Genomic DNA, 12,687 nt, shown 5'->3' with positions numbered 1-12,687 from the left:
CGATGTCGTTGTCGGCCGTCCAGGTGCGGACCTTGGCGTGCTTGTGCGGGGAGAAGTTGTCCAGCACCACATATAACTTCTGACCGGGCCAGCGGGCGCGCAGGGCCTTGAGGAGGTCGAGGAACTCGCGCCACCGCTTGCGCGGGCGAATGCGGTAGTACAGCTTGCCGGTGGCCAGATCGAGGGCGGCGAGCATCTGCCGCACGCCGCCGTAGCGGTTGTAGGTGGCCCGCAGCCTGCGCGGACGCCTCACCGGCCCCCACGCCTTGCCCTTGCGGGGCATCAGGTTCAGCGGCCCGAACTCATCGACGCATATCACCCGCCCGTCGGCGGGCGGGGTGTCGTACAGCGCCAGGACGCGGTGCATCGTGGCGATGAAGTCGGGGTCGGTGGACGCCTTCCACGTGGTGGTGGTCTTCCAGGAGATCTTGCCGGCGCGCAGGATCCGGCGCAGGGTCTCCCGGCTGATGGCCGCGGTCACCTTCTGTTTGATGAGGTGGTCAGCGAGCTTGCTCAGGCTCCAGGTGGAGAACGCCGTGATCTTCCAGTCGGCGGGGGACGTCCGGGCGATCAGGCAGATGTGCTCGCGCACCGGTCACTGATCGTCTTGGGGCGTCCCCCGCTCCATTTTGGGTCCAGTGCATCCAGCCCCCTCTCGTTGAAGGCGTGGATGACATCGCGGACGTAGTCCTCGCTGACCTGCATCAGCACAGTGATGTCCTGGACCGTCTGGCCCTGGGCGGACATCAGCACCACGATCGCCCGGCGTAGTTTCACCGGGTCCTTCGCCCTCCGGCTGATCCGCTGCAGCTTCCTGCCCTCCTCCACGCTCACCGGCCGGACGAACACACTCGGTCGACGCCCCACGACCACCTCCGAGATCAGATCTTGGGGACAGTCTGCTGACCGACGGGCAGCAGGTCGATTACCCGGCCAAGGCGGCGTGACAAGCCACTAGTCATCCACTCCCGTGCACCGGGGGAACCTCAAACAGCCCCAGTTCGCAGGCACCGCTGCGGACCAGGTCTAGGGTCTCCTCGGGGGTGAACGCCGCTCGGGTGGCGACCGTGACGGACGGGTGCAACCGGGTGAAATGGTGGATCAACGTGGTGAGGGGTTCGATGCCCGGTGACGGCATGGCGGCCACGTCGACCGTTCCCCCTCCCAGCCCGGCGAGCGCGGTGGCCCTGTCGCGCACCGCGTCCAGGTCTCGCAGCGCCCGGCGGCTCGGTTCGAGAAGTTCAGCGCCCGCCTTGCTGAGGACTACTCCGCGGCCCACGCGATGGAAGAGTGACACCCCGAGGTCGGCCTCCAGATTGGCCATCGCCTGCGACAACGACGGCTGCGCCACGTGGAGCGCGGCGGCCGCTTTGCTGAAGCCGCCGTGCTCGACGATGGCGAGGAAATAGTGCAGTTGTCGGGCGTCCATCCCGCCTCCCATGCTGCTGCGATAAGCCAGACCTAGCCGCAGCCGAGCCCCGAGCACTACCCCGCGGGCCTGTAGAGGCACTGTGATCAGGGAGCGACGTACTCCGGCACCCTCCCTGGCCGCCCTGGTACTGGGCCCGCTGGCCGCTGGAGTCGGCGAGATCCGCCGCCAGGACGGCGTGGCGGGGGATCAGTCCGTACGCGACAACCCTTGTCCCGGCTACATCACTACCCACGGGTGTCTTGATACTGGCCCGCGGCACGGGCCCGCTGGGTGGCCAGTTCGATCACCAGGTCGAGGTTGGGGGTCGGGACCTGCATCCGTTCCGCCAGGTCGAGGGGTACACGGAACATGGCGTCGATCTCCATGGCCCGGCCCGCCCGCAGGTCCTGCGCGATGCTCTGGAGGTGGCTGGACTTCGCCAGCTTGCCCAAGCCCTCGTAGGGATCGCCCGGATCGCAGCCCAGGGAGTGGGCGATGGCGGCGCCCTCCGTCGCCATCGCCTTGGCGGTGCCGGCGACGGCGGGCTTGTCGAGGACGTCCTTCATGGGCGAGGCGCTGAGGACGGCCAGCGAGCCCCCGATCAGGTTCATCAGCAGCTTGGCCCAGATTGCGTCACGGATCTTCGGTGTGACGGTGACCTCCAGGCCACTCGCGTTGAGGAGCGATGCCAGGGTGTCGAGCCTCCCGTCGGGTCGGCCGTCGGGGCGTCCGAGGACCAGGCGGTTCCGTGGATTCTCGGCGAGGATCACCCCGGGTCCGGTCACGCTGCAAGCGGTGTAGGCCACGGCACCCACGGTGCGGTCCGGACCGACGTGGTCCCACAACACCCGTCCCGGGTCCAGCCGTTCAAGGTGGGTGCCGTCCAAGTCCCCGCCGTGGGAGTGGAAGTACCACCACGGAATGCCGTTCACGACGAACAGCACCAGGCTGTCGTGGTGGAGCAGAGAACCGATGTGCTCGGCGATGGCCGGCAGGGCGGGGGCCTTGACCGCGACGATGACGATGTCCTGAGGCCCCAGGTCGCCGGGCCGGTCTGTGGCAGCCGGGTGCGAAACCAGCTCTCCGTCACGGGTTTCCACCCGCAGCCCGTGCTGTCGAATGGCGGCCAGCTGCTGACCGCGAGCGATCAGCGAGACCTCGGCCTGGGCTGCCGCGAGGCGTCCGGCGATGTGCCCGCCCACGGCTCCTGCGCCGTACACGCAGATCTTCATGTGCGCTTCCTGTTCCAAGACATGTCGATCAGACGAACTGCCGGCGCTTCTGTGCCGCGGCGGCGCTGAGGAATGAGATGTCGTTGCCGGTGGAGACGTAGCCGGCACCGAGCTCCAGATATTGGCGGATGAGATCCGGCCGCCCACCCAGTCCGCCAATGCCAACGGTCTTGCCGTGTGCCTGGCAAACATCGATGACGTGAAGAAACGCCTTGTGGACTTCGGGGTTGTCCACTTGCCCCGCGAAGCCCAGTTCACCGCTGAGGTCGCTCGCACCCACGAGGAGGATGTCCACTCCATCCACGGCGGCGATGGCGTCCGCCGCATCCAGACCGGCCCGGGATTCGATCATCGCCACCACCATGGAGGCCTGGTCGAGCTCACGGACGGTCTGGTCGGCGGGGAGGGACCGGTAGTGCAGTTGGGGCGCCGCACCCGCCAGGGAGCGTTCACCCAAGGGTGCATGCTTCACGGCGCGAACCGCGGCGCGGGCTTCGTCGGCGGACTGCACGCCGGGCACGACGATCCCCATGGCGCCGGCGTCCATGACCCTGGCGATGAAGAACGGATCCAGGCCGGGGACGCGCACGAGGGGCGTGACACCCAGATGAGTGCAGGCCATGCAGATCTGCCCCGCGGCCTCCAGGGGGAAGCTGCTGTGCTCCATGTCGATGTAGACGGAGTCGAAACCTGCCGTGTGGGCGATGGACGCGATGTCGACGGTCCGTACGAGACGGACGGTCATCGAGTACACAGGCTCGCCCCTGGACAGTTTCTCCTTGACGGGGTTGCGCAGCAGCGGGGTGGGTTCGCTGCTCATGTTCTGAGGGTTCATGTTCTGAGGGCTCCTGATCGACTCGGGTGTCTCAGCCGAACAGAGTCGGCAGTGCCTGCGCCTCGTCCTCGAATCCGTAGACGGATTTGACTTCGAGATATTCTTCGAGCCCGAACCTGCCCATCGAGCGGCCGATGCCTGACTGCTTGTAACCCCCCATGGGGGTGTACGAGTCCGTGGGCGCGCCATTGAAGCTGATGCGTCCGGCGCGCAGCCCGCTCGCCACGCGGCGGGCATGCGTCCGATCGCCACCGAAGACATAGCCTCCGAGACCGTAGGGGGAATCGTTGGCGATGTGTAGGGCTTCGTCCTCGTCGTGGTAAGGCAGGACGGCCAGGACGGGGCCGAAGACCTCTTCCCGGGCGATCGTCATGTCGGGTGTGACTCCGGTGAACACCGTGGGCTGTACGAAATAGCCGTGGTCGAGACCGTCGGGGCGCTCGAGGCCACCGGTGACGAGCTGGCCACCCTGTTCGACACCGCTCTGGATGTGATCTCTGATCGATTTGAATTGGGCGGCGCTGACGACCGGACCCATCGTCGTCGCTATGTTCAGCGGGTCACCCAGGCGATAGCGGCGTGCCTCGTCGGCCAGGAAGGGCACCACCTGATCCACCTGGCTCTCGTGCACCAGCATGCGGCTGGGGGCATGGCAGGACTGGCCTGCATTGAAGAAGCAGCGCTGGATGTTCCAGCGCGCGGCCCGTTCGAGGTCGGCGTCGGGCAGCACGATGTTGGCCGACTTTCCGCCCAGTTCGAGGCAGACACGCTTCACGGTACCTGCCGCGGCGGCCCCTACCTGCTTGCCGGCGGCGGTGGACCCGGTGAAGGAGATCATGTCCACGTTCGGGTGGTGGGACAGTGCGTCGCCCACCTCGCGGCCCCTGCCATTGACCAGGTTGAACACGCCGGGTGGCACTTCGGCCTCGTGCAGCACCTGGGCCAGGAGCGCGCCGCTCGCAGCGGAGTTGAGACTGGGCTTGGCGACCACCGTGCACCCGGCGGCCAGAGCATAGATGACCTTGATCACGCCTGTCTGGACCGGCCAGTTCCACGGTGAGATCAGCGCACAGACGCCGATCGGCTCGCGCCGGACGATGGCGCTGCCCATACGCGACTCGAAGGGGTACTCGCGCAGGATCTCGCGGGCCACCCTCATGTGTTCGGCCGGGCCCGTGACCTGAGCGCGGTTGCTGATGGGAATGCCGACCTCGCGCGCAATCAGTTCGGAGAAGTCGTCGATGTGCGACTCGTACACGTCGATGACGCGGTCGATCAACGCGATCCGGTCGTCGACCGATGTGGTGGAGAAGCTTTCGAAGGCGTGTCGGGCCGCAGCGACCGCGCGGTCCGCATCCGCAGCGCTCCCCAGAGCCACCCGGGCGAAGGGCTCCTCGCGGGTGGGGTCCACGAGCTCCAGTTCGTGCGGCTCGATCGGGTCAGTCCATCGACCGTCGATGTAGAGGTGCGGGTACTGCCTCATGTGCGAGGTCTCCTCAGACTGCTGTGGCTTGTCGGGTGTATCAACTGCTGTGGGTGTAGCCGCCGTCGCAGGCGATGGTCTGGCCGGTGATGAACGCGGACGCCGGTGTGGCCAGGAAGAGCATGATTCCGACCAGGTCGGTAGGGACCATGTTTCGCGGGATGCACTGCAGCGACGCCGCGCGTGCACGGGCCTCGGCGGGCTGGTCGCGCTCGACTTCCGTGGTGACCATGCCGGGCCGCACGCAGTTGACGGTGATCCCGTGGCTGCCCAGCTCGCGCGCCAGAGAGTTGGTCATGCCGATCACTGCGGCCTTGGAGGTGACGTAGTGGAGGTAGTTGCCGACGCCGCGGGTCACCGCGTCGGAGGAGACGTTGATGATGCGGCCGAAGCCCGCCGCGCGCATGTGGGACGCCACCGCCCGCACGCACAGGTAGCTGCCGGTGACGTTGACCTTCAGCACCTGCTCCCACTGCTCCAGCGGGATCTCGTCGAACGGACCCTTCTCGATGGTCGCGAAGATCGACGCGTTGTTGATCAGGACATCGACCCGACCCCAGTGCTCGATGACGGAGTCGACCATCGCCATGACGGACGACTCGTCGGCCACGTTCACCCTGACGGCCAGACCGACTCCACCGGCGTCCTGAATCTCCTTGACGACCGTGTCCGCCTTGTCGATGTCGAGGTCGGCGACCACGGCAACGGCTCCCGCCGCGGCGAACTGGCGCGCCAGTTCGCGGCCGATGCCTTGGGCGGCGCCGGTGACGATGACCACCCGCCCTTCGACGCTGAAGTCCCGTGCCGACGCCGGCACGCCGGAGTCATGCGGGATGTGAGTCAGGGGTGTCGTCGTCATCGTCGGTCCTCGTGCATCGCGCTTCGTGGTGGGCGTGCAGGCAGTGGGTGGACGGGCAGCGCTGTCGTGGTCGCCTGCACTCGCGCCTCACCTGGCCCTCTCCAATCACCGCGGGCGGATGCGGGGGTCGTTTCGGACCCTTGCGCGTCATCCCTGGGGCAACGGGAGGCGGTCCCTGCTAACACTTGAACAGTATCCCGCATTATGGGATATCGTCAATGGCAGCGGTCGGCGTCTGCGTCGACGCAGGACGCCTGCGGGCGGGCCGGACGCCACAGTCCATCGGCTCTCGCCGCGGGATGACAGCGATTGTGTGAAGGAGCAGAGATGCGTGTAAGCAAGGCATCCGACACCGACAGCGAACGAGTCGGAACCATGCGTGAGGGAACGCTCGACCAGAAACATCTGCTGGTCGGCGAAGACGGCTCGCCCAACAACTACGACCTCAACATGGGTCTCACGGGTGGCGGTGGTTGGCGGACCCCTCGTCACCGGCACAACTTCGACCAGATCCGCTACGTCATCAAAGGCCGGCTGCCCTACACCGAGAACGACGTGCTGGAGGAAGGGTGGGTGGGGTACTTCCCCGAGAGCGTCCACTACGGCCCCCAGGAGCGCCCCGAGGGACTTCGGACCATGGTCCTGCAGTGCGGTGGCGCGAGCGGCGCCGGGTACCTGAGCGTCGCCCAGCGTGAGGCGGTGAACGCCGAGCTGGCCAAGGCTGGTGAGTTCAAGAAGGGCCTGTACCACTACACGGACGCCAACGGTGTTTCCCAGACCAAGGACGGTTCGGAGGCGATCTTCGAGCACGCCACAGGCGGCAAGCTCGAGTTCGCGACTCCGCGGTACACCGATGTCATCGCGATGAACCCGGAGGCCTACGACTGGCAGAAGGACGACTCGGGCGTCTGTGAGAAGTGGCTGGGCAGCTTCACGGAACGCGACCTGAGGATCGGGTTCCTGCGTCTGGACAGCGGCGCGGTGTACCAGGCGGGGCAGTTCCCGTCCATCGAGATCCTGTTCCAGATCAACGGCAGGGTGTCGGCAGGCGGTGAGGAATACGGCCCCGAGACCGGGTACGAATTCCTCGCCAATGAGGGGCCGGTGCCGGTCGAGGCCGTCGAACCGACCGAATTCCTGCGTGTGGTGCTGCACACGTTCTGAACCGGCACTGCGCACCACGGGGCCCATACGGCCCCGTGGTGCGCACCGGCTGCTGCCTGCCTTCCCTAGAAAGAGCTCGTGCCCATGACCGATTCCACAGGCCGTCCGTTGCCTGAATCAGAACTGCCGCGACAAGGCATCCTCGTCGACGGGGCGGACGCCGATGACGGTGCCGTCATGGAGGCGCGGGAGCGGGCGACGGCGTTGCTCCGGAAGCTCACGGCGGCAGGGGTGCCGGTGGACGCGTCCCCGCGGCGGCGTTCCGAGTATTCCTACGACGCCTCCAACTACCGAGTCGAACCAGTCGCGGTCGCGTTCCCCCGCACCGTCGACGACGTCGTGGCCGCTGTCGCGGCGTGCCGGGCGAGCGGCACCGCGATCACCGCCCGGGGCGGTGGAACGTCCATGGCCGGCAATGCCGTCGGCCCGGGGCTCGTCCTGGACTTCTCAAGGCACATGGATCATGTCCTCGCCATCGACGAGGACGCCCGGACGGTCGACGTGGAACCCGGCGTCGTCCTCGCGACGCTGTCGCGCGAGGTGGAACGTGCCACCGGGGGCCGCTGCACGTTCGCGCCCGACCCTTCGTCCAAGAACCGCGCCACGGTCGGTGGAGCGATCGGCAACGACGCATGCGGAAACCACTCCGTGCGCTACGGCCGCACCTCCGACCACGTGGCTGAGCTCGACCTCGTAACGTCCGACGGCGCGCGGCTGACCGCGACCGAGACAGGACTGCGGGCCACCGATCCCGCCGACTCGTTCTCAGTCGCCCGAGCGCAGGCCCTCACGGTGTCGCTGGATCGGCTCGCACAGGACAACCTGAGCCCTCTGCGTCTCGAGCTCGGCCGCATTCCCCGGCAGGTCTCCGGCTACCACCTCGAAAATCTCCTGCCGGAAAGGAAGTTCAACATCGCCCGCGCCGTCGTTGGCTCCGAGGGGACACTGGCCCTGGTCGTCGGCGCCCGTATGAAGCTCGTGCCGAAGCCGGCGGCCGCGCTGCTCGTCTGCCTCGGCTACGAGGACGTCGTGGCCGCCGCCCGCGACATCCCGGCGATCCTCGAGTTCTCGCCGGCTGCCGTCGAGGGCACCGACGAGGCCATCGTCGCGACCATGCGGCATCGGCGCGGACCCGATTCCGTCTTGGGCCTGCCCGATGGGCGGGCGTGGCTCTTCGTGGACCTCGACGGCGACGACCCGAGGTCAGTGCGCGCTCAGGCGGACCGGCTGCTCGCGCGGTTGGCGGAGAACGGGCGGCTCGTGCAAGGCCGTGCGGCCGCGGACCCGGCGGAACGCGCTTCCCTCTGGCGCGTCCGAGAAGACGGCGCCGGGCTGTCCTCCCGTCTCGCGTCCGGCGGAGAGTCGTGGCCAGGCTGGGAGGACTCGGCGGTCGCGCCCGAGCGGCTCGCCGACTACCTGGCGGACCTCCGCGAACTCCTGGCCGAGTACAAGCTCACCGGGGTCATGTACGGGCATTTCGGTGCCGGCTGCATGCACATCCGCATCACCTACGACCTGCGGAGCGAAGACGGCCGCGAGGTCTTCCGCGCGTTCACTCACCGAGCCGCGGAACTCGTCGTCCGGCACGGCGGATCGCTGTCCGGCGAGCACGGCGACGGCCGCGCGCGGTCCGAGCTCCTGCCCCTCATGTACTCACCCGAGATGATCAACGCCTTCTCGGAGTGCCGTCGTCTGTGGGACCCCGCAGGCATCCTGAATCCGGGCTCCATGACGGATCCCGACCCCATGGACGCCCACCTCGCCCTCGCGGGCGTGCCGGAGCGCGAATGGCGTACGAGCTTCGACCTGCATCCGGCGGCGTCCGCCGGGACGGACCCGTGGGTCCACGCCGTCCAGGGCTGCATTGGCGTGGGCCGGTGCCGCGCCGACAGCGGCGGGGTGATGTGCCCGAGCTACCGCGCCACGCACGACGAGAAGGACTCGACGCGAGGCCGTGCCCGCGTCCTGCAGGACATGGTCCGCGGAGCGCACACGGTCGAGGAGGGCTGGCGGTCCGAGGAGGTCCGGGAGGTGCTGGACCTGTGCCTGGCGTGCAAGGCCTGCTCGACCGACTGCCCGGCAGGTGTGGACATGGCCACGTACAAGTCGGAGTTCCTCAACCATTACTACCGTGGCCGCATCCGCCCGCTCTCGCACTTCTCACTCGGCTGGCTCCCGCGGTGGCTCAAACTGACAGGACGCCTCTCCCGCATCGTCAACGCGGTCCTCGCGACCCCGTTGGGCAAGGTCGTTGCAGCTGCGGGCGGGCTCACCACGAAGCGCGCACTTCCACGGTTCGCCGACGCGGGGCAGTGGCGGCGCGAGATAGCCGACGCCGGCGTCGGAGCCGTGGGCGCGGCCGTCGAAGAGGACTCGGTGGTTCTGTTCGTGGACACCTTCACGCGTGGCTTCCGGCCCGAGGTCGCCGGTGCGGCGGCGCGCGTCCTCGCGGACGCCGGCAACGCCGTCGAATGCTCTGCCGACGCCTGCTGCGGCCTGACATGGATCTCCACGGGCCAGCTCGGGACCGCGAAGCGGCTGCTCTCCAAGGCCGCGAACGTGCTCGACGACGGCACCGACCGGCCGATCGTCGTCGTCGAGCCGAGCTGCGCGGCCGCGCTCCGCAAGGATCTGCCCGAACTGGTCCACACGGAGCAGGCCAAGCGCGTCGCAGCACGCGTGCGCAGCTTCGCCACGCACGTCGCCGATCGGGCGTCCGCGGGCTGGGTGCCGTCCCCGGCGAGGTCGGCGCCGGAGCAGGCTGTGCTCCAGACGCACTGCCACGAGTACTCGGTCTTCGGAGCCGCAGCCCAGAGGGTGGCGCTCAAAGCGGCCGGCGTGCGCGACATCGTCGACGCGAACGGCTGCTGCGGCGTGGCCGGGAACTTCGGCTTTGAAGCCGACCACTATGACGTGAGCATGCAGGTCGCCGAGAACGCACTCGCCCCCGCGCTCAGGGCCACCGACCACGACGTTGCGGTGCTGACCGACGGCTTCTCGTGCGCCAGGCAGGTGGACCAGCTCGATCACACGAGACCCGGCCTGCACCTGGCCCAAGTCCTCGACCCGGGCAAGGCAATGGCCGCCGGCCCGACTTCCACCACCAGAGACCGCCACACCAAGGAAACAGAGGAAATCTGATGACCACCAGTGCCAGCGACCTCCGCGCCTCACAGCGAGCACGCGAGGCCATCGCCAAGATCAGCACAGGCACCTTCATCAACGGGCAGTGGGGCGAGGCCGCGTCCGGTGCCCGCTTCGACGTCGTCAATCCGGCGACCGAAGAAGTCATCGCGACCGTCGCCGACGGAGGCCCCGAGGACGCCCTGCGAGCCATCGAGACCGCAGGCCGCGTGCAGAAGGAGTGGGCCAGGACAGCTCCCCGCGAGCGCGGCGAGATTCTGCGCCGCGCCTACGACCTCATCATGGCGCGACAGGACGAACTCGCCCTCATCATGACCACGGAAATGGGCAAGCCGCTCGCCGAGGCCAAGGGCGAGGTCGCGTACGCCGCCGAGTTCTTCCGCTGGTTCTCCGAAGAAGCCGTCCGCATCGGCGGCGACCTCACGACAACGGGCGACGGGAAGAACCGCATCCTCGTCTCGCGTGAACCCGTCGGCCCCTGTGTTCTCGTCACGCCGTGGAACTTCCCGCTCGCCATGGGCACACGCAAGATCGGGCCGGCTATCGCGGCCGGCTGCACGATCGTGTTCAAGCCGGCCAACCTCACCCCGCTCTCTTCCCTGGCGCTCGTGGACATCCTGGTCGAGGCGGGGCTCCCCGCGGGCGTCCTCAACGTCGTGTGCACGACCAGGGCGTCCGCGGTGGTCTCGCCGTGGATGTCGAGCGGCATCGCCCGCAAGATCAGTTTCACGGGTTCGACCGCGGTGGGTGTCCGCCTGCTCGAGCAGGCGTCCCAGCACGTCATGCGCTCGTCGATGGAGCTCGGCGGCAACGCCCCCTTCATCGTTTTCGAGGACGCCGACCTGGACCGAGCTGTCGAAGGGGCGGTCGCGGCCAAGATGCGCAACATGGGGGAGGCCTGCACGGCCGCGAACCGGATCTTCGTCCAGCGGCCCGTCGCGGAGGAGTTTGCTCGCCGTCTCGCCGTACGGCTGGGCTCGATGTCGGTCGGCGACGGCGCCGAGCCGGGCACCGAGGTCGGCCCGCTCGTGGAGGAGAAGGCCCTGCGGAAGGTCCAGGAGCTCGTCGACGACGCCGTCGACAAGGGTGCGAAGGTCATCTGCGGTGGGAACCGGCCCGACCGTCCGGGGTACTTCTATTCACCCACTGTTCTCTCGGACGTCTCGGCGGAGGCGGACCTCATGACCGAGGAGATCTTCGGTCCGGTGGCTCCCATCGTTCCGTTCGACACGGAGGAGGAGGCCGTCCGCATGGCCAACGACACCCCGTGGGGGCTGGCGGGCTACCTGTTCACCCAGGACGTGGACAGGGGCTTTAGGGTGGGGGAGGCCTTGGAGGTCGGAATGGTCGGCCTGAACACGGGCATCGTGTCCAACCCTGCTGCCCCGTTCGGCGGAATCAAGGCCTCGGGCCTGGGACGCGAGGGTGGCCGCGTGGGCATCGAAGAGTTCCTCGAGTACAAGTACATGGCGGTCCCGCGGGTGTGATCTACCGGCTGCGGCTGAAAGGCCGAGCTTGATCCTCACGGCCTGAGCGGGGCATTCGGCTCTGCTCAGGCCCTACGGGGAGCCCCGTGCTGCCCAGAGCAATCACACCTGACTCGCACCGGTGGATTCCCATGCAGCGGGGGACTAGCATGGGTTCCCTTTATCGGGGCCACCGAGCAAACCGCTGTCGTGGAAGTGTCGGTGTAGATCACACTTCGGACGTTGACTATATCCCAAATAGCGGGATATCTTTCCATGGTGACAGTGACAGCGACTCAGGGCAACGCGAGCCTGGCCAAGATGCTCCACATCCTGGAGCTGTTCAGCGAAGCAGAGCCCGTATGGTCAACGGCCGCCATCCTCGAGGCTCTGGAGACCTCCAGGTCCACGGGATACCGCTACATCAAGACCCTGCACGAGGCGGGACTGCTCAACGCGGTGCGCAACGGCTATTACACCCTCGGTCCGCGGATCATCGAGATGGACCTGCAGATTCGCCTGACGGATCCGCTGCTGCTGGCCAGCCATGGCGTACTTGAGGGCCTGGTGGACAGGATCGGGCACTCGGCACTGCTGTGCACCGCGTTTCGTGATGCGGTCTTGTGCGTCGGCGAATGCCGCGCTCCGTCGAGCCCGGAGAATCGGTTCAGCCGTGGGCAGCGGCGCCCGCTGTTTCAGGGGGCGGTGTCGAAGGTCATCCTGGCCCATCTCCCTCATCACCGCCTGAAAGCTGTCTACGCGCGTCAGCGCGAGGAAATTGAGAAGGCTGGGCTGGGCAGTACGTGGAGTGCCTTCCGCGCGACGCTGGGGGAGATGAAGAAGGACGGCTATGCCCTTACCGTCGGAGAGTTCAACCCCGGCGTTTACAGTGTTGCGGCACCCATTCTCACTGATCAGAAGACAGCCCTGGGCAGCGTGGGTGTCGCCTGGGATGAGAACGAGCGGCGCGACGTCGCGGTTGAGCATGCGGTGCTCGCCGTGAAGCAGGCAGCAAAGACCATATCGGAACGCCTGAAGGAGGCGCAGGGCAGCTGATACACCCGCAGGCGCGGGATGGCTGGCGCCTGACCTG

The 12,687-nt window shown here is 67.7% G+C and carries 11 protein-coding genes; 4 read left to right on the top strand and 7 right to left on the bottom strand.

The annotated features are described in order from the left end of the window. The 7 genes from BZY54_RS06990 to BZY54_RS06965 all read right to left on the bottom strand — a co-directional run. On the bottom strand, window positions 1-592 hold a 592-nt coding region (locus BZY54_RS06990), incomplete at its 3' end, for an IS630 family transposase (protein ID WP_208640580.1). After that, window positions 571-867: a helix-turn-helix domain-containing protein gene (locus tag BZY54_RS52130; protein ID WP_208640579.1), complete on the bottom strand. Its 297-nt coding sequence runs from the start codon at window positions 865-867 to the stop codon at window positions 571-573. The genes BZY54_RS52130 and BZY54_RS06990, both read right to left, overlap by 22 nt. Before the next feature lie 91 nt (window positions 868-958). Further along, entirely contained in the window at window positions 959-1,429 is a 471-nt protein-coding gene (locus BZY54_RS06985; RefSeq protein WP_244217011.1) for a LysR family transcriptional regulator, read from the bottom strand. A 227-nt stretch (window positions 1,430-1,656) separates the two neighbouring features. Continuing rightward, the gene (locus BZY54_RS06980) at window positions 1,657-2,643 is read right to left on the bottom strand and encodes a ketopantoate reductase family protein (protein WP_086723666.1); all 987 of its coding nucleotides are present in this window, start codon (window positions 2,641-2,643) and stop codon (window positions 1,657-1,659) included. 28 nt (window positions 2,644-2,671) lie between these two features. Next, window positions 2,672-3,463, bottom strand: a complete 792-nt coding sequence (locus BZY54_RS06975) for an HpcH/HpaI aldolase family protein (RefSeq protein WP_086723669.1) — start codon at window positions 3,461-3,463, stop codon at window positions 2,672-2,674. A 46-nt stretch (window positions 3,464-3,509) separates the two neighbouring features. Then, window positions 3,510-4,961 carry an aldehyde dehydrogenase family protein gene (locus BZY54_RS06970; RefSeq protein WP_086723665.1) on the bottom strand — a complete coding sequence of 484 codons (1,452 nt, stop codon included), beginning with the start codon at window positions 4,959-4,961 and terminating at the stop codon, window positions 3,510-3,512. Between the two features lie 40 nt (window positions 4,962-5,001). Then, window positions 5,002-5,820, bottom strand: a complete 819-nt coding sequence (locus BZY54_RS06965) for an SDR family NAD(P)-dependent oxidoreductase (RefSeq protein WP_086723664.1) — start codon at window positions 5,818-5,820, stop codon at window positions 5,002-5,004. 327 nt (window positions 5,821-6,147) lie between these two features. Between BZY54_RS06965 and BZY54_RS06960 the strand changes: the two genes are divergently transcribed. The 4 genes from BZY54_RS06960 (at window position 6,148) to BZY54_RS06945 (ending at window position 12,650) form a co-directional block, all read left to right on the top strand. Further along, window positions 6,148-6,984, top strand: a complete 837-nt coding sequence (locus BZY54_RS06960; protein ID WP_086723663.1) for a hypothetical protein — start codon at window positions 6,148-6,150, stop codon at window positions 6,982-6,984. A gap of 84 nt (window positions 6,985-7,068) precedes the next feature. Then, window positions 7,069-10,125, top strand: a complete 3,057-nt coding sequence (locus tag BZY54_RS06955; RefSeq protein WP_244217010.1) for an FAD-binding and (Fe-S)-binding domain-containing protein — start codon at window positions 7,069-7,071, stop codon at window positions 10,123-10,125. Beyond that, complete coding sequence (locus BZY54_RS06950; RefSeq protein ID WP_208640578.1) at window positions 10,125-11,615, top strand: NAD-dependent succinate-semialdehyde dehydrogenase; 1,491 nt, start codon at window positions 10,125-10,127, stop codon at window positions 11,613-11,615. The genes BZY54_RS06955 and BZY54_RS06950 overlap by 1 nt, the downstream gene beginning before the upstream one ends. A 255-nt stretch (window positions 11,616-11,870) precedes the next feature. Next, entirely contained in the window at window positions 11,871-12,650 is a 780-nt protein-coding gene (locus tag BZY54_RS06945; RefSeq protein ID WP_086723661.1) for an IclR family transcriptional regulator, read from the top strand. The last annotated feature ends 37 nt before the right edge of the window (window positions 12,651-12,687 follow it).

This window comes from Streptomyces carpinensis, assembly GCF_002154505.1.
In the GTDB taxonomy this organism is placed as follows: domain Bacteria; phylum Actinomycetota; class Actinomycetes; order Streptomycetales; family Streptomycetaceae; genus Streptomyces; species Streptomyces carpinensis.
This window is presented reverse-complemented; position numbering and strand designations above follow the sequence as displayed.